The following is a 23,247-nucleotide window of genomic DNA, read 5'->3' as shown; positions in this document are numbered from 1 at the left end:
CTAATAATGTTAAAACATATTGCTTGGAAAGTTTGATGCAGTATCAACACATTTCGGTGCCAGCAAAGGGCGCACAAATTACTATCGATAGTAAAGGGCGATGGCATATTCCTGACAATCCGGTTATTGCTTATATTGAAGGCGATGGTGTTGGCCAAGATATTTCTCCTGTAATGCGTAATATTGTCGACGCTGCGGTAAGTCATGCTTATCAAGGTGATAAACAAATACATTGGATGGAAGTGTTCAATGGCGAAAAAGCTGCCGCGCTTTACGATGGTGATTGGTTCCCGCAAGAAACCTTACATGCTGTCAGGCAATATAAAATTGCTATCAAAGGGCCGTTAACAACTCCTCTTGGTGGTGGTTTTCGTTCTTTAAATGTGGCTCTTCGTCATGAGATGGATTTATTCGTAAACATGCGGCCCATTCGCAGTTATCCACACTTACCATCACCTTTAAAAGAACCTGAAAAAACCAATATCACTGTAATACGCGACAGCTCTGAAGACGTTTACTCGGGCATTGAGTGGCAGGCTGGCAGTATTGATAACGAGCGTATGCTTGATTTTTTGTGTCAAGAAATGGGTGTTACCCGACTTCGTTTTGATAACCAATGCGGTATTGGTATTAAAAATAGCTCGAAAGAGGCGGCAGAACGCTTGATGCGTTACGCCCTAAACTTTGCCCTTAAAGAGCGTAGTGAATCACTGACTGTGGTGCACAAAGGCAATGTACTCAAATTTACCGATGGCGCGTTTAAACGCTGGGCATTTGCACTTGCTGAGCAAGAGTTTAACGCTGTAGCGCATGAAAATAGTCGTTGGTTAGTGATCAAACGAGACAATCAAGATGATTTAATCATCAAAGAAGTGATTGCCGATAACATGTTACAACAAGCGCTGCTCACCCCAGAGCAATTCGATGTGGTGGTGACAACAAATCAAAACGGTGATTACTTGGCTGATATGCTTACAGCTCAGGTGGGTGGCGTGGGTATTATGCCTGCAGCAAATTTAAATAATGAAGTGGCTTTTTTTGAACCGACTCATGGTACATTTAATCGCATCGCCGGTGAAGACAGTGCAAATCCAACAAGCAGTATTTTAAGTGCGGTCATGATGCTACGTTTTATGGGTTGGCATCAAGCTGCGGATAACATTGAAAAGGCGCTTGAACAGACGCTCAGCGCAAATGAAATGACGTTTGATTTAGCTAACCTAGTAGCCGGTGCGACGATGCTTAGTTGCAGTGATTTTGCAAAAAGCATCATCGCTCGAATAAGTAACTCAAATAATTAACCATATTAAGCGGCATTGGCATTTTTAACAGCGTAGACACATGGTTTACCTGTTAATTGTGCTGCACGTTGGTAAATGTGCTCTGCACCTGGTTCGTTACTTGTTATGCCTGTTAATGTGTCCATTAACGCTACCACTAAAATAGCCGGCACTTGGCAACAGTATTCATCGAGCACTGCTGTTGTAGTTTGCGCATCTACATGACAATGCGGGTGAGTGCGAACTGAGCTATATGCTTTTAACAGTGTGTCTGCTTGTAAAACATCATCATCTTGATGTTTGGTTTTACGGCATTGGCAGCCAAACTCATCAACCATCGTTGCCAGTGTTTGGTAAATTTCTTCGCAAGCTAAATCGCTTTTTTTACAAAGCTGCTGCTCGATGAATGAGTGTAATTGACCATTGATGTAAAGGCCGTCCTGTTGAGTGAATTGCGCTGAAGTTTCCATAATCATTTTCTCTTTGTTTATGTGCTTAACTTCACTCTAGCCCTTCACTCATTATTTATGAAATTGTTGTTTTCAATAACTGATATTGATTTTATCAATATTATGTTGTTTTTAGCGATCAGCCACCGTACCGGCAAAGGCAAGTAGCTCTCTGCGCAGCCACTGGTGCGGGTTTGCGTGATGTAACAAAGGGCTCCATAACATTTTCACTTCAATAGGAACTATTTGAAATGGCACTGGACTTATCACCAAATCAGTGTGTTTTGCTAGTAACATGGCTTGGCGGCGAGGGAGTGTGGCGATAAGTTTTGGTGATTGGCACAGCAAGCTTGCCACCATGTAATGGCGGGTGAATACACGAATATTGCGGGTTTGTTCTAATTGCCATAAGGCCTCATCGACCCAGCCGAGTTTTTGACTGCCTGATTTATTCGTCACGGCCGCTTCTACGCCCCAACCAGCCCGATTCACCCAAATATGCTCTTGTGCCAGATAGCCTTCAAGGTTCTGCTGTTGTAAGTAGGGATTGTCTGGGTGTGTTAAGCAGCAGTAATTGTCGCGCCACACACTGGCTTGGTGGAATGAGCGGGGTAGGCCGTTAAAGCGGTTAATGGCAAGGTCGATGGTGCCTTTTTCCATATCCTGAAGGTTAACATCGCTTGGGCTCAAAATATCAAAATTAAGCCCCGGATTTTTTGCTAGCTGCTGGGTAATAAATGGCGCTATAAGCGTTGATTCAAGGTAGTCGTTTGCCATGATCCGAAACGTAATATTCGCGGTGCTCGGGTCGAAGACCTCACTTGGCTGAGTAATTTCTTCGGCCATTTTTAACAGTGATTCTATTTCAGGTTTGAGGCTGAGTGCTTTTGCGGTTGGCGTCATTGTGCCTGCGGCTCTCACTAATAATGGATCATCAAACAAATCACGCAAACGCTTAAGGGCGTTACTCATTGCAGGTTGAGTTAAAGCCAGTTTATTGGCGGCTTTAGACACACTTTGTTCATCAATGAGGACATTTAAATACACCAATAGGTTGAGGTCGACGTGCCTAATATTCATTTGATCAATCTTATTTATTATCTTTATTAATTACCTAAATTAAAGCGTGCTTGCTATTGTGTGTAAACAAGGCGACTAAAATAATCAGCATAAGCGATAAAAATAATGCCACAGCAGAGTTCACATTTGGCTGTTAAATCACACAGCGAACAGTTAAATCAGGTCGTAGCGACTAAGCTTGCCCGTGCGGTGTATGCTGGCTTTGAGGCTATGTTTGCAGAATTTTTAAATATTACCCTCGGTGCGCAAAGTCGCTTTGAACAGCGCCAGTGGCATCAAGTTCAAGGGGCTATGAAATCGCGATTGCAGGTTTACGAGGGGCAAGTCAAAAAGGTAAGCCAAGCGGTAAAAATTATTGCTTATAGTGAAGTGGACGACCCTGCGCTTTGGCTATTAGCCAAACAAATATACGCAGAGATGGTGCAAAGCCACGAAAATCAGCCCATTGCTCATACGTTTTTTAATTCAACCTTCGGTGCAATTTGGGACTCTCGAAAAATCCGCAATGTGCACTTGTTTGTACTAAAAGCGCGCTATCAATTGGGGCCAAGGCCCTTTGATTCATTGGTTAGCCGTATTTCCCTGCAAAATGGCTTTGAAACTGCGATCAGCAGCTTGATAAAACGTCATGTGTTTCGCTCACAATACGCTAACTTTGCTGATGATGTTGCCATGTTACAGCGCACCTTGATTGACGGAGCAAAACAGCAATGCCCACAAGTTTATGAGCTGCTTGCTCTTAACGATGGCTATATTGAATACGCTAATTCATTGTTTTTTAGGAATAAAGCCTGTTACATCATAGGTCGCTGTATTGCTAAAAACGGCGATAACATGCCATTTGCGATTGCGCTATTAAACAGTGAAAAAGGTCTGCACATTGATGCTGTGATGATGGGAGCTGATCAACTCAGCTTGTTGTTTGGCTTTGCGCGTACATATTTTATGGTCGATACTGACCAACCCGCCCGATACGTTGATTACCTCAGTGTTTTAATGCCTCATAAACAACGCTTTGAGTTGTTTAATGCCATAGGCTTTATCAAACACGCGAAAACCGAGTTCTATCGCTACAAAGTTGATACCACCCGTAATAGTCCTGTTGACGATAAATACACACTTGCGCCGGGTACGCCAGGCATGGTGATGCTGGTATTTACCACCCCAGGCTCAGATTATGTGTACAAGGTCATTAAAGATAAATTTAGCGCACCAAAAACGGCTACCAAACAGCAGGTGATGGCTAAATACGACTTTGTTAAACAAGCCGACCGAGTTGGCCGGCTAGTCGATACCCATGAATTTCGCTATTTAGCGTTCGATTTGAGCCGGTTTAGTGAAGAGCTCATACAAACAATGCAGCAGCAAATTGGCGATAGTTTAGTGATTTCGGGAAATGCACTTATTTTGCGCCATGTGTATGTAGAGCGCAAAATGACACCGCTTAATTTGTACATCAACGACTGTGATGAGCGAAAACTGCAGCAAGTTATGGTTGATTACGGTAAGGCAATAAAAGAGCTCGCGGGGGCTAATATATTTCCCGGTGATATGCTGATGAAAAACTTTGGTGTTACACGTTGGGGAAGAGTGGTGTTCTATGACTACGATGAAATTTGCCCTTTGACAGAGTGTCAATTTAGAGAGCTGCCAAAAACAGAGGATTCATTGGATGAACTCAGTAGCGAGAGCTACTTCGATATTGCCGAAAACGACGTATTTCCGAGCCAGTTTAAAATCTTTTTTAGCGCCAATAAGCGGGCGTTTGAGCACTTTAATGCAGCCCATCAAGATATATTTACAGCTACTATGTGGCAGCAACTCCAAGCGGCTATAAACGATGGGCAATTGCTTGATGTATATCCTTATAAACAGTCTTGGCGTTTTTCTTCGATGAGAGCACAAATGAAAAAATCTCATCCTACAACTGTTTAATAGGAACATAGTGTTAGCGTATGCTATTTAAAAAATTGCTAAGGAACGCACTATGAAAAACACACTGTTATTATCGAGTTTATTTATTTCGTCTGTGGTAAGCGCCAATCCGTTATTAGGTAGCTGGCAATTTGTTGAAGGCAAATATGCAACCAATGACGGCTATGTGACGGCAAAAGCACCAGAAATTACCTCTGTTAAACTGATTACGCCCAGTCATTTTAGCTATATCACCCAAAAGCAAGGCAACTTTCATTATGCTGGTGGCGGCAAATATGTTTTGCAAGACCAGCAATTTATCGAAACTTTTTCCTATGGTAATGTACCTTCATTACTTGGCAAGACTATGGCATTTGATTACAAAATAGAAGGTGACTTGTGGCACCACACCTTGTATGAAAATGGCAAATTAGTCGAAGCTGAGGTCTGGCAACGAATTAAATAGAAGGTGATATGCGTTATATTAAGCACGAAGACTCACAGTTACATTTTGCGCAAACAGATAAACCAACTCTAAAAGATAACGAAGTTCTTATTGCTGTAGCGGCGATCGGCGTTAATCGCGCAGATTGTTTACAGCGACAGGGCAAATATCCAGCCCCCAAAGGTGACTGTGAAATATTAGGTTTAGAATGCGCCGGAACCATTGTTGAGCAAGGTAGTGCAGTATCGGGTGACCTGCTTAATAAGCGCGTTTTTGCCTTGTGTGCGGGTGGTGCTTATAGTGAATATGTGGCCGTTGATGCTGCGCAAGTGATGCCTTTACCAGATGCAATGAGCATGGCACAGGGCGCAGCTATCAGCGAAGTATACTTAACGGCTTTTTCTGCTTTGTTTCAATTTGGTCAGCTTAAAGCAGGGCAAACGGCACTGATCCATGCGGGAGCCAGTGGTGTCGGTGGGGCGGCAATTCAAATGGCAAAGCGCGCAGGCGCTCAAGTAGTGATTACCGCGGGCAGCGATGAAAAGTGCGAGCATGCCAAACAGCTTGGCGCAGACCATACTATCAATTATAAAACCACCGACTTTGTAGAATATTTTAAAGCCAATAATTTACAGGCCAATACCATTGTTGATCCTGTATCAGGAAGCTATTTAAATAAAAATGCTGCTGTTGCAGCCATGGATTGCCAAATTGTGATGTTAGCATTTTTAGATGCACGCTTTGCTGAGGTTGACTTTGCAAGGCTACTTAGTAAGCGGATTTCATTTCATGCATCAACGTTACGTAACCGTTCAATTGAATTTAAGCGCGATTTAAAAGAGCAGTTTATATCGCGCTTTTATGATGATTTGGCTAAAGGGTTGTTCGATTGCAATATCTATAAAACCTTAAATTGGCAAGAGGCAAATGAGGCGCACCGCATTTTAGATAACAACGAAAATTCGGGAAAAGTGGTTCTGTTAGTTGAATAACAGCAATTTGCCCATATTATTGGTTTTATTAGTAGTTAAAAGTAAAGGTTAGTATGAACCCAATTATTGCAATGCTCAAAGAGCACAATGTCAGTGACGAAAAAGTGCGTGAGTTGTTCCAAGCGTTTATGGAAAACCCAATGATGGCAATGGGTTTGGTTCAACAGTTAGGTATTCCACCAGAGAAGCTTCAGCAACTGATGGCATTAGTGATGACTCAGCCACATCTTATAAAAGAAGCGGCTGAATCAGTTGGCATCAGTGATGATGAAGTTGAACAAGCCAAAGCGCAGTTCAAAAATCAGCAGTCATAAAATTGAATGATTCGAATTGAAAAAAGGTTAGCTATTTGGCTAACCTTTTTTGTTAGTATTATTGATACGAAAACACGTCGTCCAGTTTTTTATCAAACAACTGTGCAATCTTAAAAGCCACCTCAAGAGAGGGGGAATATTTACCTTTTTCAATCGCTACAATGGTTTGCCTTGAAACACCAACAGCCTCTGCTAATGCTTGTTGCGTCATTTCATTGTGATGAAATCGAAGTTCTCGAATGGTATTACTGAGCTGTTTTGTCATTTAGCTGTCTCTTCGATATAAATACGCTTTGCTAGTAATAGTAATAATTTCACTCACTAAAAAACCAATAATAAGAAAGTGCATAATATTATATAGATCAGAGACCTCAGGTAACAGCATACGCCCAGACACACGCTCAATTTGCGTTGTTAAAAATACACACATTAAAATAATTGCAGAGCAAAACCAATGACCAAGTTTGGTGCTTTTTAGCTCAATAAGCTTATCGCGCTCATCATCTCCTAAGTCTGCTTCTTTGTGTTTAATACCCGCAAGCACAGATTGCATAATGATCTCTAAGATCACCGCTACTACAACAACCTTATACAAATAAGACACCATGGTATCTTGGTTAAGCTCACCTGCAGCTTGAAGTGAATTAATCCCTAACAGGTAATAGCTTAACAGGCCAATGGTTACCACTAAGGTGCCCCAAATTGTCATTTCTTTGTAGCTCATCGTTATTATCCAATGTAAAAAATATTTGACTTGATGTTAAGTAAACTACTCATTACTTGTGGTGTCAAATAATTTTGACATCATGTATGATATTTTTATCATTGACGTATTTCGTTACATTTAATTAAGAACTAATTCGAACCGCAGTGGCTCTTATGAAAACAAACAACAAATAAGGAACGAATATGAACTGGCTTTTGAAAGTATGGAAAAATAACCGCTCTTTGATTTTATTTATCTGCTTGATGAGTGTTTTTAGAAGTGCGGTGGCTGATTGGTATGAAGTGCCAACAGGTTCAATGAACCCGACCATCGTTGAAGGGGATCGAATTTTAACAGATAAAATGGCTTATGATCTGCGTGTGCCATTTAGTCATATTTCGCTAATGCGCACAGATGAGCCAAAAGCCGGTGATATCATTGTATTTGACTCTAAAGCTGCAAATAATCGCTTAATAAAGCGTGTCGTTGGCGTGCCGGGTGATACAGTGACATTAGTAGATAATAAATTGATCATTAACGGCAAAGCGCTTGATTACGAACTAGATAATGATGAGCAACAGCAGCAGACACTTATTGAAAACCTTGCTGGTGTTCAGCACGCTATTCAAGTATCAAAAACGCCTTCGGTGATGCAGCATTTTGCCCCTGTCGTTATCCCCAAGGACATGTATTTAGCGATGGGTGATAACCGCGATAATAGTGCAGACTCGCGAGTAATTGGCTTAGTGCCTCGCAGTGAGTTATTAGGTAAAGCTAAAAGAGTGCTTGTATCACTCGATTATGATGATTATTACTTACCTCGAAAAGAGCGGGTTTTGCATGATTTATACTTAGCACCTTAGCTAAACAAAAAAACCGTTGTGCCTAGACACAACGGTTCTTTTATAAGCTAGTAATTGTGTAATTACATTACACGCATACCAGGCTCTGAGCCTTCATCTGGGTTAAGAATATAAATTTCTTTACCGCCAGGGCCTGCTGCTAATACCATGCCCTCAGACATACCAAAACGCATCTTACGAGGCTTAAGGTTCGCTACCATAACCGTTAGCTTGCCTTCGATGTCTTCTGGTGCATACGCAGATTTAATACCTGCAAATACTTGGCGCGTTTCGCCACCTAAATCTAAAGTTAGTTTTAATAACTTATCTGCCCCTTCAACATGTTCTGCTTTAGCAATTTTCGCTACACGTAAATCAACTTTAGCAAAGTCGTCAAATTCGATTTCAGGGCTGATTGGCTCTTTAGCTAGTGGGCTGTTTGGATCAATCTTGTCTTTTTCAGCAACTAGGCTTTCTTTTGATTCTTCAATCATTTTGTTTACTTTATCCATTTCAACACGTTGCATTAACGGTTTGAATTTATTGATTGCGTGACCAACAAGCGCTGTTTGCGCGCCTTGCCATGTTAAACCGTCGTTTAAGAAGGCTTCAACGTTTGCTGCCATACCTGGCAGAACAGGTTTTAAGTAAGTGATAAGTACACGGAACATATTCAAACCAAGTGAGCAAACATCGTGTGCTTCTTGTTCTTTTGTTTCGTCTTTAATTAACACCCACGGCGCTTTAGCATCAATGAATTGGTTTGCTTTATCAGCAAGGGCCATGATTTCACGAATTGCACGGCTGTAATCACGGTTTTCATAGTGATTTGCGATGCTTGCAGAAGCTGCTTGGAACTCACCTAATAGCGCTTCGTCCATTACGGTGTCGCTAAGCTTGCCATCAAACTTCTTCGTGATGAAACTTGCACAGCGGCTTGCGATATTAACCACTTTACCTACTAAGTCTGAGTTTACACGCAGTGCAAAGTCTTCAAGGTTTAAATCAAGGTCAGTGATGCCGTTGTTTAGTTTTGCGGCGTAGTAATAACGAAGATACTCAGGATCTAGGTTATCAAGATAAGTACGTGCTTTTACAAAGGTGCCTTTTGATTTAGACATCTTCGCGCCATTTACAGTCACAAAACCGTGTGCAAAAACGTTAGTAGGTTTTCTGAATTTTGCGCCGTCTAACATTGCCGGCCAGAATAGGCTGTGGAAATAGATAATGTCTTTACCAATGAAGTGGTAAAGCTCTGCATCTGAGTCTTCGCGCCAGAATGCATCAAAATCAATCCCTTTTTTGTCGCACAGGTTTTTAAAGCTCGCCATGTAGCCAATTGGCGCATCTAACCATACATAGAAATATTTACCCGGTGCGCCAGGGATTTCAAAACCGAAGTAAGGTGCATCACGGCTGATATCCCACTGCTGTAAGCCATCAGCAAACCATTCATCAAGCTTGTTCGCCATTTCTTGTTGAATCGTACCTGAGTGTAACCACTCTTTAAGCATGTCTTCAAAAGCAGGAAGGTCGAAGAAGTAATGCTCAGAATCTTTTAAGATTGGCTCAGCGCCCGACATTACAGAGCGTGGGTTGATAAGTTCAGTTGGGCTGTATGTAGCACCACAAGAATCACAGCTGTCGCCGTTTTGATCTTCAGACTTACACGTTGGGCAAGTGCCTGTTACAAAGCGATCTGGTAAGAAGATACCTTTCTCTGGGTCGAAAAGTTGAGAAATAGTATGCTTTTTAATGTGACCTGCTTCATTTAAACGGTTGTAGATTAGCTCGCTAAAGTGACGGTTTTCTTCACTGTGCGTGCTGTGATAATTATCAAACTCAATATTGAAATCAGCAAAGTCACGTTGACGTTCAACACTGACGTTTTTAACCATCTCTTCTGGCGTGATCCCTTGCTTTTGCGCATTAAGCATAATTGGTGTGCCGTGAGCATCATCCGCGCAAACGTAGTAGGTTTCATGACCTTGTTGTTTTTGGAAACGCGCCCAAATATCAGTTTGGATATATTCTAGTAAATGACCTAAGTGAGTCGGGCCATTGGCATAAGGTAATGCGCTAGTAATCAGGATCTTTCGCTGTGCCATAATCATTCCGAATTGAGATTAGTTCGATGCAAACATGCACGAATATCATTATTTAATCCATTGCCAGTTGTTTATATACAAGCTAAAGCAATGATATTATCTAATTGTCTGGTTTTAATGCCTTGAATGTTACATAATTCCGCAGCACTTTTCATCAAAGAAACGCTAATTTATTGCTATGTTTGGACTGTCAAAACTATTCTCAAGTAAATCGGCTGAAAAAGCGCCTATCATTGCTGCCTTAGCCGCCTATCGTAGTAGCGCATTTGCTATTGGCATTGAGCAAGACTGGCTCGAAGAGCTAAATCAAAACAGCGATAAAAGCTGGCAAGTCAAATTAAGCCTACCTTTTGCTGGCTGTGGCGAAATCAACGAAATTGAAAAGTTTGTCAGTGATAAACTATCTGTGCCTGTGTCAATTACAGCTCAGGTCAAGTTACCGAACGTACACAGTTTTAAGCAAATAAAACATATTGTACTCGTTGCGTCAGGCAAAGGTGGAGTAGGAAAATCAACGACGGCAGTGAATCTTGCTTCGGCTTTACAGCAAGAGGGGGCACAGGTTGGTATTTTAGATGCCGATATTTATGGTCCGTCTATTCCTCTGCTATTGGGTCTACAAGGGGCTGAGCCTAAAACAGAGGATAATAAAAACTTACTTCCTTTTGAGGCACATAACCTCAAAGCGCAGTCGATTGGCTTTTTAGTACCAAGTGATGATGCAACCGTTTGGCGTGGTCCTATGGCATCAGGAGCACTTAATCAATTAATGAACGAAACTGCTTGGGGAGAGCTTGATTATCTAATCGTTGATATGCCACCAGGCACGGGTGACATTCAATTGACCATGAGCCAAAAAGTGCCTGCTAGTGGTGCGGTTATCATTACCACTCCTCAAGATTTAGCCTTAGCCGATGCGCAAAAGGGCATTGCTATGTTCAATAAAGTGAACGTCCCCGTGCTTGGCTTAATTGAAAACATGAGTTACTTTTTATGTGGCCATTGTGGACAACCAAACCATGTTTTTGGCAAAGATGGCGCTGTAACATTGGCTCATCGCCATGGTGTGCCTGTGCTGGCTAATATCCCATTGGCAATTGAAATTCGTGAGAGCTCAGAGCAAGGTGATCTGATAGCGCAGGATAGTGCGGCTGAAATAAGCTGTACTTATAAAACGGCAGCTCGGGTCCTTGCCAGTAGTTTATATTATCAACAAGCCCAGACCAGCAAAGTAGATATTGTTATTACAGAAGACTAATTATTGAAATTTAGTCATTAATTAGTGTGTATTTTGCATTAGTTTTTAATGAAATAATCTTATTTTATTTGGCATCCTCCTGTATTTACGCATTACTGAAGCATGATTGATAAATTTAGGAATAAACTCGGTTTATTTGTTAATAATTTATTGACGTTTTAGTAACCTTGTCATACTCTATGTAAGCGCTTACATTTTTGTTCTTTTTTATTTGACCTCAATTGTAAGCGCTTACAAATTGGCTGAAACTAATATTTGCTATTAATATCAGCTGTAAACTAACAAACACAGAATGTTAGGGTTCAATGCAATGAACAAAATAAAAACACACTTAACGCAACTCGCTATGGCACTATCTGTGGCGACGTTAGCAGGCTGCGGTGGCTCTGCCACAGACACAAAAATCGATACCATTGACCCAAGTGAGCCCGTTTCAGATTGGGTTGTGGTATGGGAAGACAACTTTGATGGCGATTCCATTGATGAGGGCAAATGGAATTTTGAAATAGATTGCGCTGGCGGTGGTAACAATGAAAAGCAATGTTATACCGACAGTGAAGAAAATGCATTCGTAGCTGATGGTATTCTAAATATCGTTGCATTACCTGCAGAAGAGGGTGCTGCAAAACCTTATACCTCTGCGCGCATTAACACACGTTACAAAGCTGATTTTAAATATGGACGCTTCGAAGTCCGTGCCAAACTTCCAAGTGGTCAAGGCTCATGGCCTGCATTTTGGATGATGCCAACAGATGAAGTGTATGGTGGTTGGCCACGCTCTGGTGAAATTGATATCGTTGAGTCGGTTAACTTGAAAGTCCCAACAGATGACGGTGTTGAGTCAAATATCTACGGTACGCTTCACTATGGTAAAGAGTGGCCGAATAATGATCAAAGCGGTAAGGCTTATACATTTGATCAAGGCACTAACCCAGCGGATGATTTTCATACCTATGCAATTGAATGGCAAGAAGGTGAAATTCGTTGGTATGTAGACGACTATCTATATGCAACACAGCGCAAATCAGAGTTACTTTACAATGCTAAAGGCGAAGCTCTGGCACTTAAACACAAAGGTTGGTACACAGAGTACTTTGATCAAACAACCGGTGAGTTAACAACTTTCTGGGATGCATCTCCTTATGACCAAGAGTTTTATTTAATCTTAAACTTTGCTGTAGGCGGTGACTGGCCAGAAAACGTTAATGCAACGGGCATTGATGCAAGTGCATTTGAAAATGGTCAAACTTTTGAAGTTGACTATGTTCGTGTTTACGAATGTGCACAAGACCCAGATACAGGCAAAGGCTGTGAAACAGTTCGCCCTGGTTACGATAATTTAGAAGATGCACTAGTACAAGGTAAAGCTCCTGCACCTACACCACCTAGTGATGGTACAGTAACGCCGCTTACTATTTTTGATAGCAGCTTTAACCCTAACTGGCCAGCATGGGATTGTTGTGGTGGTTCAACTCCTGCACTTGTTGAAGATGCTGAGCGCGGTGATGTTGTTGAATTTGTTGTGGGTGCATCACCAACGGTAAATGGTTTCATTAGCCGTGATGCATTTATTACCGATGAAAACGGCCAAGCCACTCCTTATGACGCAAGCGCTATGCTAGAAGACGGTTATGTGCGTTTTGATATGCAAGTGACTTCATTACCTTCTACTCCTGATGCACCTTGGCTTTTCAAAATTGAAAGTGATGAAGGCGCGACAGCTGTTGAGCTAAACCTAAGTGCTAGCACTGAAGGTGTTAGTCCTGTAGCTGGTGAGTGGCAAACATATACCTTCCCATTACAAACATTAGCTGACGCAGGCTTAAATGTATCTTTGATTGATGTTGTAATGATTTTCCCAGCATGGGGTCAAGGTGAAGGCGCTGTTTACCGTGTTGATAATGTTGAAATCACTAACGGTGGTTCAACAACATTACCTTCACTAACACTGTTCACTGATGAGACTAACCTAGACTGGCCTCTGTGGGATTGCTGTGCGGGCTCAACACCTATTGAAGTAGTTGATGACGAAGAGCATGGTGTAACTGCTGAGTTTTCTATTGGTGCAACGCCAACAGTAATGGGCTTTATTAACCGCACCTCATCAGGTGGTAGTGGTACTCAATTTGATGCGACTTCGCTTGTTGATGACGGTATGTTGCAATTTGAGATGAAAATAACATCGCTACCATCAACTCCTGATGCACCATGGATGTTAAAGGTAGAGTCAAATGAAGGGGCAACAGCGGTTGAAGTTAACCTTAATACAAGTACTGAAGGTGTTGATCCGGTTGCGGGTGAGTGGCAAACCTACACATTCCCTGTAAGCACACTACTACAAGCTGGTTTAGATGTGAGTGCTATCGATGTCATCATGATTTTCCCTGCTTGGGGTCAAGGTGAGGGTGCTGTGTACCGCATAGATAATGCACGTATTTATGCACCGCAGCCGCAATCAGATCTCACTTTATTTGCAGATAGCGTAGCAGACCAATGGAGCATTTGGGATTGTTGTGCTGGTAGTACACCAACGGTAGAAACAGACGACGAAGCTCACGGCTCAGTTGCTGAGTTTCAAATTGGTGCTCAACCAACTGTAATGGGTTTCTTAGCAGCAGATGGCGTGAGTTTTGATGCATCACACATGTTATCTCAAGGTGTAGTTCGTTTTGAAATGAAAATCGTTTCAAACGCAAGTAACCAAGATGCGCAGTGGTTATTTAAAATCGAATCAAACGATGCAGGGCAAGCTGTGGAGCTTCCACTAAGTGCAAGCCAAGAAGGTGTCGAGCCAGTGGTTGGTGAATGGCAAACATACACATATACACTTGCCGATTTACTAAGTGCAGGCCTTGATATTAGTGCAATCGACGTTGTTATGGTGTTCCCTTCATGGGGCATGGGTGAAGGTGCGGTTTACCGTATCGATAATGCAGTCATTGCGAATCCTTAATTAACACTGGCAACAATGGTGGGTGCCAAACTGGCACCTACATACCATGGCAACAAATTGCAAAAGCAGGTAAATCATGAAAAGCACAAAATTTATTAAAACGCCTCTTGCAGCTTCAGTGGCGATGATCTTAACCGCAGGGTTTGGCACTATGCCGATGGCTTACGCGCAAGATGAGCAAGCTGACAAAGAAATAGAAATTATTGAAGTAAAAGGTATTCGTGGCAGTTTGATCCGCGCCATGGATATGAAACGCGATGCTACAGGTGTAGTTGATGCGATTTCGGCAGAAGAAATGGGTAAATTCCCAGATACTAACTTAGCCGAGTCACTGCAACGTATTACCGGTGTATCTGTTAGTCGTTCAAACGGCGAAGGCAGCGAAATCACAGTGCGTGGTTTTGGCCCTGAGTTTAACCTGGTAATGCTTAACGGCCGTCAAATGCCGGGTACTGGTTATACACGTTCTTACGCCCTTGAAAATATCGCCGCTGACGGTGTAAGTGCACTTGAAGTTGCAAAATCAGGTCAAGCAGATGTACCAAGTGGTGGTCTTGGGGCAACAGTAAACATTATAACGACTCGCCCTTTAAATAGCCCAGGTGAAAAATTTAGTTCGTCTATTAAGGCTATTCACGACTCGTCAAATGAAAAAGGGGATGATGTAACTCCTGAATTCTCAGCGATGTACAGTAATACATATGTTGATAATTCAGTTGGCTTTGCCGTTTCATTCTCACATCAAGAGCGTGATTTCCAACAACAAAGCGCAAACATTCAAGGCTGGCAAGCGAATGTAGATTTACCATCATTAGATGAAGGTGACTACATTGACCCACGTCCAGTAGATAGTGAAGGCAACCGTGTTGGTAACCATTTCTTTCCAAAAGATATGAACTACAGCATTGCTGATGTTGAACGTGAGCGTACTAACGGCCAAGTGACTTTACAATATGCACCAGTTGAAAACTTCACTGCAACGGTTGATTACACGGCAAGCCGTGCAATTACAGGCGTTGAAACAACAGGTTGGGGTATTTGGAATGAGTTTGGCAGCAACATTAATAGCTATGAGCTAGATGAAAATGGTACTGCACTTTATGCCGATATTAGTGGTAACGATGGTTCATTTACTGCAAGCCGTGGCACTACAGAAGTAAAAGCACGCTCAATTGGTTTAAATTTAGAGTGGCAAATCAACGATGCGTGGGAAGTTGAGTTCGATTATCACGATTCGAAGAATGAAACAGACAATGGTGCAGATGACGGTTTAGGTTCTGACGGCCAGATCATTCTTGGTTCTGACCAACTCCGTAGCAAGGTGTATGACTATCGTACTGGTGAAATCCCGCATGCATATGTTAATTGGAATAATGGCACAACGGTACTTGATCCAAGTGAAATTGATTCAAACTTCAGCCAGTTTAGCTACTCACCAGGTGAGTCTAAAGTAGAGCAAGCTCAGCTTCACACAACGTGGTTTAATGAGCGCTTTGAAATTCCGCTTGTTAAAGTGAAATTTGGTGCGGCTCACACCAAGCAAACGATGGGTGGTTTTACCGCTTGGAGTGGTCTGCGTGGTGGTCCGGGCTTTAACCCATCATTCACTGAAATCTTCCCAGACGGCATGTTCACTTATAATGATACTGGCGACATGTTAGATCAGTTCTCTGGTGGTGGTAGTGCGCTTGAGCCTAATTATTACTACACCTATAGCTTTGAAGAAGCGTTAGCGCGTCAACTTGCTTATTTAAATGAAGACTTATTGGGCGATAACCAATATTCAATTGACCCTTTCTATGATGGTATCGACAGTGAAAGCTACGTAGAAGAAAAAACGCAAAGCTTCTATGTGAACAGTTTATGGGAATTTGAAGTTGCAAATTACTTTGTCCAAATTAATGCAGGTCTTCGCTACGAAGATACTGATGTAACCAGTACGGTTCGTCAACGTGTTGAAAGCCAAGTGAACTGGGTAAGTGCCTCTGAGTGGATCATGCAGTACGAAACTGGTGGCACAGATAACTTTTATCAAGAAGAAGGTAACTACGATATTTGGTTGCCGAACATTGACGTAAAAGTTGAAATTACAGACGAGTTAGTTGGTCGTGTTTCGTGGGGTAAAACCATGGCACGTGCGCCGCTGGGTAATTTGGCTGGTGGCCGTAGCTTAACGGGTAGCCCTAAACCGGGTGCTCGGACAGGTAGCCAAGGTAATACTAATTTGTTGCCATTTGAATCAACAAACCTCGATTTATCGCTTGAGTACTACTACGGTGAAGGCAGCTATGCATCGGTCGGCTACTTCAAAAAAGACGTAGATAACTTTATTCAAACGCAAATCACTGAAACAACCATTGATGGTTTATACGATATCTTAAATGGTCCACGTTACCTTGAAGCTGTTGCATCTGTTGAAGCGCGTGGCGAGCAGGCTACGAGTGACGCTGTTTTCAATGAAATGTTGGCATTAGGTTATGGTAATGCGGATGGTGCCATTGAGCCAACGAGTTCTGATCCATTGATGGTTTGGAATATTTCTCAGCCACAAAATACAGATAGTAAATCAGTTGATGGCTTTGAAGTTGCTGTACAACACTTGTTTGGTGAAAGCGGCTTTGGCTTAGGGGTTAATGCCACGTTTGTTGATGGTGATGTTGAATTTGATGTAGCAAGTTTAACTCAGCAAGCTCCTTTATCTGGCTTAAGTGATTCAGCGAACTTCCAAGCCTTCTATGATAAAGATGGCTTATCAGTAAAAGTAACTTACGCATGGCGTGATTCGTACTTAATAGGTGTAGGTCAATCGCAAGGCTCATCTGATGCGCCGCCACAATTTGGCGATACCTACGGTCAATGGGACTTAAGCGTTAACTACGACATTAACGAAAACATGACCGTTTTCTTTGAAGGTATAAACCTTAACAACGAAACTGAGCGTGGCTACGGTCGTTACGAAGAGCAGTTCTTATTTGCTCGCCAGTACGGACCGCGTTACACAATCGGTGCCCGTTATAGCTTTTAATATGTGATCCCCAAAGGAACAAAAGCCGCTCAATGAGCGGCTTTTTTTATTAAAAACGTGATTTTCAAAAAGTGACAATTAATAACACGGGTTTAGAAAGGTTTCTTGCGATAAAAGAAGTAACTCGAAAAATAGCAAAAAAAGGCAATGCCAGGATTAATTAATAAATTAGGCATAAACACAATATCGGTTTCACCAAAACAATAGAAGTAAAAGACAATAGTGAGTAATGAAGGCAGTGGGAAAAAGAACGTTTCGTTTGCAACTAAGCCAACCACCGACCAGCTAGTTAATAGTAATGAACCGATAAAAACGAGAAAGCCATGCCATAAATCATGCTTTTTAGCGTAATGTTTGGCAATTAAAATAGCGGCAACGCATGCTGGCAATGTTATTACGGATAAAATGACGTAATCCATAACAACTTATCCTCATTCTCCTTATAATCGGGGCATTAAAACAAAACTCAGTACTTCAGATAAATCAGAAAGAGCTGATCTTATTACCTGAGATGGCTTATCTTATTTAGTTGAGAATTATTCGCGCAACACGCTGATGATTTGTGTAATATATGGCACACTATAGCCACCCCATTTGGCTTTGCTGAACCACACTCGATTTTTGGTGTGTTTAGTTTAAAGCTTAGCGTGTTTTTTCAACTTAAAATCATATGTTTAAGTTGTATTAGGTAGAATAATAAATGAGATTATCAGATACCCATATTCAGCAGTATATTGACGAAGGCCGCATTGTTATTGAGCCAACACCGAGTAAAGAAATGATTTCAGGTGTGACGGTAGACTTGCGTTTGGGCAACAAGTTTCGAGTTTTCCAAGATCATACCGCAGCCTATGTTGACTTAAGTGGTCCAAAAGATCAGTTAAATAAGGCGATGGAATCAATCATGAGTGACGAAATTGTGCTTGCTGATGAAGAAGCATTTTTCCTGCACCCAGGTGAACTGGCACTGGCAATTACCCATGAAAAAGTCACATTACCAGCAGATATTGTTGGTTGGTTAGACGGTCGTTCATCGTTAGCTCGCCTTGGTTTGATGGTACATGTTACAGCACATCGTATTGATCCAGGCTGGTCTGGTAATATCGTGTTAGAGTTTTATAACTCAGGTAAATTGCCATTGGCGCTTCGCCCAATGATGAAAATTGGTGCCATGAGCTTTGAAACCATGACAAGTCCTGCAGAAAATCCGTATAACACGCGTAAAGACGCAAAATATAAAGATCAAAATACGGCGGTTGCAAGTCGTATCAGTGATGATAATAAATAATTAGAGTTTGTGTGGCTTTCGGGCCACATAACATTTTGTTACTGAACTTTTTACCTAATTAAATCCTGCATAATTGGCAATTTAAGCGTATTCCTCCCATACTTTTAGCTGGTGTTTAAAGCACGGAGCTAAAATGCATTTTATTGGCAAGCACATCCATCGGGTTGTTAGAACGCTGCCCATAATAATGTGTTGTGTATTTTTACACAGCGTTAGCACTTTTGCTGCCAGTGATAATGCCTCGGTTTGGCTGCTTGACTCCCCCGAGCCACTTGCCAAATTAAGTGGAACCCTGCAAGAATCACTACAAAATGCTAAACAGCTGAATGCACTCGAAAGCAGTTCCATTCGTCTTGCCCCGCAAACATCCCACTGGTTAATAATCGATTTATTCCAACTACCCGACAATAAAAATTACGTTGTCTATCTTGGTGAGCCTAACTTAACCTGGGCAAAGTTCTATCTGTTAGATGAAAGTTATCAGGCGACTGATGATCAGCGGCTCGCCTCACTCGAAAACTTATCAAATGTGCGACCACATTGGTTAATAGAGCATAGTCAAGGACATCGCTGGGCATTGGTTAACTTTGAGCACGATAGGGCACTGACTTTAGAAGTTGGGGTTGTTGCTGCAAAAGCGTTCGAAATAAACCTCCATCAAATCATATTAAGCTATGGCGCAATCTTAGGCGTCTTAATTTTATGTATGTTTGTGTGCGCTGTTTATTTTTTTGTATCGCAGCAACCAAAATACTTGGTGCTGAATGCGTACTTCGTGTTGGTTTGTATCGGATTTTTGATTGATAACGGGTTAATAAACTATCTCGTTAATGGTTTAGATTGGGAAGCAAAATGGCCCGTTAATGAGTTTGCATTATGTTTTGCGAGCTACTTTTTATATCACTTTCTAGCAATCCATACCTATAAACCTCGCTTTAAAAAAGCGTGGCAAGCTATGATGGTTTGTTTACTCAGTGCAGCCGTGTTGTCATCACTACTGCCTCAATTTAATCGCCAATGGTTATTTATAGTTTCATGCATCGGGTTCTTAAGTTTTGCAGCTGCTGTATTTTTGCGTTTAATGCAGCGTAAAAATAGCCGCACTCATCTTCGTTGTTTTATGCTTCTGACAATTGTGACTCAGGTATTTAGTCTATTTATTTGGAATGGCTTTGGTATTGGTTATCATGGAGTTCACAACACCATTTTGCTTATCACATCACTGGCGATATGTTCTGTGCTGTTGTTAAAAGATCGTCAGCAAATTTCAGCATTTAGTTATTCTATGCTGCATGATGCAGACACTAAACTGCCAAATAAGCAATTTTTACTCGCGCAAATGGTGAAGAAAGTATCGCAGAAACAACACTTTTCAGTTTTGTTATTTAAACCTCATGTACTTTCAAACGCGCGTTCTACATTTGGTTTTGAGCAAGCCAATATTTGTATAAATGAAAGGTTAAGTATCTTAAATACTCAGCTACAGACCATGAATGCATTAAAGCTTGAAATTCAAGCCAGCAGGAGCGCATGGCTTGCTCACGTTGATGACAGTACATTTGGTTGCTTAGTTATTGGCGAATTAGAGCTCAGTCATATAGAGCAGTTTGCATGTTTGATCCATGGGGTCTTTGAAGAAGGGCTCACCCATGAAGATATTAACTTAGTCGATAGTGTTGATATTGGTGTTGCTTATTACCCGATGCATGGCAATACCGCAAAGCAAATATTGCAATGTGCAATACAAGCAATGACCGAAAAGCGCCTACAAGGTGAGCGTTGGCGCATGTTCGACTCAGAGAGTGCGCGGCTTTCTGAACAAAGGTTATCCATTGCTGCAGCGCTTAAAATGGCGATAGATGAAAACCAGTTAAGCTTACATTTTCAGCCACAGATTTGTTTGAAAACCGGAAAAGTAGTGGGCTGTGAAGCATTGCTGCGATGGCATCATCCTGTATTTGGTGCGGTGAGCCCTGATGTATTTATTCCAATTGCAGAATCAGCAGGGGTGATCAATCAGCTTACAGAGTGGGTGGTTGAAAATGGTATCCAGTGGCAAGCGAAGTTTTGCAAACTGATACCCGATCACGTTATTTCTATTAATATTTCAGCAAAAGATCTATTAAATAAAGACCTACCTGTGCTGTTAATCACCATTTTAAATGAGCAAAAAGTGCGTGCCGAATCCGTGATGTTAGAGCTGACTGAATCAGCCACTTTGGAAGAAAGTAAAAAGATTAAAGCCACACTTGATGACTACCGTTTAATTGGCTTAAAACTCGCGATTGATGATTTTGGTACTGGCTATTCTTCACTTGCTTATTTAAGTCAACTTGGCTTTGACGAAGTGAAAATAGATAAGCAATTTGTGTTAAATCTGCCGTTTTCAGTAAATGATCAGAGTATCTGTCGAGCAACCTGCGACATTGCTGCCACTCTGGGCGCGCAGGTGGTTGCTGAGGGTATTGAAGACGAACAAAGCTTAGCAATGCTGCAAAGTTATGGCTGCCAGTTTGGACAAGGGTATTATTTTTCAAAACCGCTTTGTGCAGATGACTACTTAGCTTGGATAAGCGATGTGCAGAAAGTTGAAATTAGCCTTGATGCAACAGCAAACCTAATTGATTAAAGTAATTCAGCAGTGCAGAAAAGCAGCGCATTGTATGCTGGTCATCTGGGTAGATTAAGCCACTTGTCGATAACCCACTCACTAAAAAGCTATTTTTTATATCAGGGTGCATGGTAATGCACTTTTCAAAACAGCGGGCAGCTAGCTCCTCAGGCATACTCATATATAGTTGTTTTACCTGCTTATCAAAAGCGATAGATTGCTTAACGAACTCATTTGGATTTGCACCTGAGGTATCTAAAAAAACCTGATGGTAAAATTCATTTAAACGCTGATTTAGTGGATGGCTTAAATTTGGTGACTGTTCGAGCCACAGCGCTGAGCAAAATTGCATGCTCTTTCTGCTCTTAAATAAATGCTGACAAATATGGTGATCAAACGCATGAAACCATTCGTGGGCGAGAGCGCCACCGCCAGCATTTTTAGCTAGCGCAAGAGTTTGGCTGTGGGCATTGTAATGAGCCTGCACACCTTTTTGGCCACCATGACCAAAGGCAAAATTAAGCTTACCCCTAAGGCCAATCGCTGTTGGTGGCAAAGTCAGAATTTGTGCAAGATCAGCTAAGGCATCGTAAATTAAATTTGCTGCTAAAAGCCGCTCTTGCTTATTAACCCAATTGCCAACCACCATGGTACGAAAACCAAAGGTGTCGCGAATATCGTCAAAATCAACTTGATCATCAAAGCGGTAATCTGGACCTTGACGATGAAAACCTGCGCTAAGTCGTTTTGATACACGCATTATAAATAGCGCGCCTTAACATCATCTGGCATATGTTGGGTTTGCTTATCGACCAGTGCCGCTAATAATCTGTATAGCGGTGTTACATCAAGGCCTTCAATCAGTTTTAGGCTATGAGCAACAGCTTCTAAAGTAGATAAACTATCTGCGCGTGGTGCTTTACGAATGACGTATTTGTTTTGGGGTAGTTGTTTAAAACTCACAGCTTGAAAGCCTTGAAGGCTAGGAGTTAATTGCAATATTTTGTAAGCTTTTTTCCACGTACCATCAATCACGATTAAATGGCTCAAAGACTGTTTGAAAGCATTTGAAGTGGCTGTGTGCTCATCTAAGCATAATGCATCATCAGCAGGATAAAGTACCGCGGTTGTTGCTTTTGGGAATGTTGCAAGCTGTAAAAAGTCTTGTTCTGACTCACCAGCAAAGATCTGGCAATTTTCTAAGCCTAAATTCAGCAAATTAGCGGTGTTCTTAGTAACTTTTTCCTCACTAGGGTGGCGTAATATAATGATTTTTAGTTTATTATTGATTATGCTTATTGAATCACATAAACAGGTTTTAACTGAAAAGCCACAATGTGAGCACAATTCTCTAGCCATACAAACTCAGGTGTAAATCAAAACTATGCCTAGTATACATGAGCTTAACTCGCAAAGCAGGTTTGCTTTTTGGCTATGAACCGCTAAAGTTGCGATTTATATAATTACGTTTTTAATTAAGGGATAAAGATGACGACAATCACAATTGATGAGAGTGCACTTGAAGGAATGGAATCACTTTTAGGTGACCAATTTGCCGACACCTTAACCTTTTGTTGCAGTGAATTTCAGCGTTTAGGATCTGAAGTACTTGCAAATCTTGGTTCAGATAATGAAGCAGCAGCAAGGCATGCACACAGTTTAAAATCAAATGCCGCCCAATTTGGTGCCATGAGTTTATCAGCACTTGCGCAAGAAATTGAACTGACTTTGAACCAAGGCGATGTCGCAACAGCACAAGAAAAATCACAAACCCTTGATGAACAAGTTTCAGGTTCAGTCGAAAAATTACAAGTATGGCTTGCTGGCCGCTAAAAACTTGAATTTATTTCAGTTATCCCGAATTCAGATAATAAGTGCACCACTCATGGTTAAACGGTGAGAAGAGATCAACTGCCTGTTGGTGGTACTCTGTAATCGCCAAAAAACAAGAGTAGATACCATGAGTTACAAGCAGTTGATCG

General features: G+C 41.6%; 20 protein-coding genes. 12 read left to right on the top strand and 8 right to left on the bottom strand.

All coding sequences use genetic code 11. From position 1 onward, the window contains the following. The first annotated feature begins 35 nt into the window (after positions 1–35). Positions 36–1,301: an NADP-dependent isocitrate dehydrogenase gene (gene icd, locus NH454_RS15280; protein ID WP_253039550.1), complete on the top strand. Its 1,266-nt coding sequence runs from the start codon at positions 36–38 to the stop codon at positions 1,299–1,301. 5 nt (positions 1,302–1,306) lie between these two features. On the opposite strand, the gene NH454_RS15275 is transcribed toward icd, so the two are convergent. Both NH454_RS15275 and NH454_RS15270 read right to left on the bottom strand, forming a co-directional pair. Then, positions 1,307–1,750: a hypothetical protein gene (locus tag NH454_RS15275; protein WP_253039548.1), complete on the bottom strand. Its 444-nt coding sequence runs from the start codon at positions 1,748–1,750 to the stop codon at positions 1,307–1,309. Positions 1,751–1,861: 111 nt separating this feature from the next. After that, the gene (locus NH454_RS15270) at positions 1,862–2,809 is read right to left on the bottom strand and encodes a LysR family transcriptional regulator (RefSeq protein WP_253039546.1); all 948 of its coding nucleotides are present in this window, start codon (positions 2,807–2,809) and stop codon (positions 1,862–1,864) included. Positions 2,810–2,914: 105 nt separating this feature from the next. On the opposite strand from NH454_RS15270, the gene aceK reads away from it, so the two are divergent. The 4 genes from aceK to NH454_RS15250 are packed head-to-tail and all read left to right on the top strand — an operon-like array spanning position 2,915 to position 6,474. Beyond that, entirely contained in the window at positions 2,915–4,744 is a 1,830-nt protein-coding gene (gene aceK, locus NH454_RS15265) for a bifunctional isocitrate dehydrogenase kinase/phosphatase (protein WP_253039544.1), read from the top strand. A gap of 52 nt (positions 4,745–4,796) precedes the next feature. Next, complete coding sequence (locus NH454_RS15260) at positions 4,797–5,189, top strand: hypothetical protein (protein WP_253039542.1); 393 nt, start codon at positions 4,797–4,799, stop codon at positions 5,187–5,189. Positions 5,190–5,197: 8 nt separating this feature from the next. Continuing rightward, entirely contained in the window at positions 5,198–6,160 is a 963-nt protein-coding gene (locus NH454_RS15255) for a zinc-binding dehydrogenase (protein ID WP_253039540.1), read from the top strand. A 53-nt stretch (positions 6,161–6,213) separates the two neighbouring features. After that, positions 6,214–6,474, top strand: coding sequence for a DUF2999 family protein (locus NH454_RS15250; RefSeq protein WP_054561248.1), 261 nt, complete (start codon positions 6,214–6,216; stop codon positions 6,472–6,474). 58 nt (positions 6,475–6,532) lie between these two features. On the opposite strand, the gene NH454_RS15245 is transcribed toward NH454_RS15250, so the two are convergent. Then, positions 6,533–6,739, bottom strand: coding sequence for a helix-turn-helix transcriptional regulator (locus NH454_RS15245; RefSeq protein ID WP_054552938.1), 207 nt, complete (start codon positions 6,737–6,739; stop codon positions 6,533–6,535). Further along, complete coding sequence (locus NH454_RS15240; protein ID WP_253039538.1) at positions 6,740–7,198, bottom strand: hypothetical protein; 459 nt, start codon at positions 7,196–7,198, stop codon at positions 6,740–6,742. A 185-nt stretch (positions 7,199–7,383) separates the two neighbouring features. Here NH454_RS15240 and lepB point away from each other — a divergent pair, with 185 nt between their 5' ends. Continuing rightward, entirely contained in the window at positions 7,384–8,043 is a 660-nt protein-coding gene (lepB, locus tag NH454_RS15235; protein ID WP_138557359.1) for a signal peptidase I, read from the top strand. A 62-nt stretch (positions 8,044–8,105) separates the two neighbouring features. Here the strand turns inward: lepB and metG are convergent, their stop codons facing one another. Beyond that, complete coding sequence (gene metG / locus NH454_RS15230; protein WP_253039536.1) at positions 8,106–10,130, bottom strand: methionine--tRNA ligase; 2,025 nt, start codon at positions 10,128–10,130, stop codon at positions 8,106–8,108. Positions 10,131–10,308: 178 nt separating this feature from the next. On the opposite strand from metG, the gene apbC reads away from it, so the two are divergent. From apbC to NH454_RS15215, 3 genes are all read left to right on the top strand, one after another. Next, a complete protein-coding gene (gene apbC / locus NH454_RS15225; protein WP_253039534.1) occupies positions 10,309–11,388 on the top strand; it encodes an iron-sulfur cluster carrier protein ApbC in 1,080 nt (359 codons plus the stop codon). A 310-nt stretch (positions 11,389–11,698) separates the two neighbouring features. Then, positions 11,699–14,341, top strand: coding sequence for a glycoside hydrolase family 16 protein (locus NH454_RS15220; RefSeq protein WP_253039532.1), 2,643 nt, complete (start codon positions 11,699–11,701; stop codon positions 14,339–14,341). A gap of 76 nt (positions 14,342–14,417) precedes the next feature. Further along, a complete protein-coding gene (locus NH454_RS15215) occupies positions 14,418–17,366 on the top strand; it encodes a TonB-dependent receptor (RefSeq protein ID WP_253039530.1) in 2,949 nt (982 codons plus the stop codon). A 92-nt stretch (positions 17,367–17,458) separates the two neighbouring features. On the opposite strand, the gene NH454_RS15210 is transcribed toward NH454_RS15215, so the two are convergent. Beyond that, on the bottom strand, positions 17,459–17,785 hold the full coding sequence (locus NH454_RS15210) for a hypothetical protein (protein ID WP_063704615.1): 327 nt from the start codon (positions 17,783–17,785) through the stop codon (positions 17,459–17,461). Between the two features lie 281 nt (positions 17,786–18,066). Between NH454_RS15210 and dcd the strand changes: the two genes are divergently transcribed. Together dcd and NH454_RS15200 are read left to right on the top strand one after the other, a co-directional pair. Continuing rightward, a complete protein-coding gene (dcd, locus tag NH454_RS15205; RefSeq protein ID WP_063704618.1) occupies positions 18,067–18,654 on the top strand; it encodes a dCTP deaminase in 588 nt (195 codons plus the stop codon). Positions 18,655–18,787: 133 nt separating this feature from the next. Next, a complete protein-coding gene (locus NH454_RS15200) occupies positions 18,788–21,283 on the top strand; it encodes an EAL domain-containing protein (protein WP_253039528.1) in 2,496 nt (831 codons plus the stop codon). On the opposite strand, the gene NH454_RS15195 is transcribed toward NH454_RS15200, so the two are convergent. Further along, the gene (locus NH454_RS15195) at positions 21,249–22,025 is read right to left on the bottom strand and encodes a CLCA_X family protein (protein ID WP_253039526.1); all 777 of its coding nucleotides are present in this window, start codon (positions 22,023–22,025) and stop codon (positions 21,249–21,251) included. The genes NH454_RS15200 and NH454_RS15195 overlap by 35 nt on opposite strands. Next, positions 22,025–22,624, bottom strand: coding sequence for a tRNA-uridine aminocarboxypropyltransferase (locus NH454_RS15190; RefSeq protein ID WP_253039524.1), 600 nt, complete (start codon positions 22,622–22,624; stop codon positions 22,025–22,027). The genes NH454_RS15195 and NH454_RS15190 overlap by 1 nt, the downstream gene beginning before the upstream one ends. Positions 22,625–22,753: 129 nt before the next feature. On the opposite strand from NH454_RS15190, the gene NH454_RS15185 reads away from it, so the two are divergent. Next, positions 22,754–23,098 (top strand): Hpt domain-containing protein, encoded by a 345-nt coding sequence (locus tag NH454_RS15185; RefSeq protein WP_063704624.1) that lies wholly within the window; start codon positions 22,754–22,756, stop codon positions 23,096–23,098. Positions 23,099–23,247: the final 149 nt, after the last annotated feature.

Source organism: Pseudoalteromonas sp. Ps84H-4, assembly GCF_024124645.1.
Lineage (GTDB): Bacteria > Pseudomonadota > Gammaproteobacteria > Enterobacterales > Alteromonadaceae > Pseudoalteromonas > Pseudoalteromonas lipolytica_C.
This window is presented reverse-complemented; position numbering and strand designations above follow the sequence as displayed.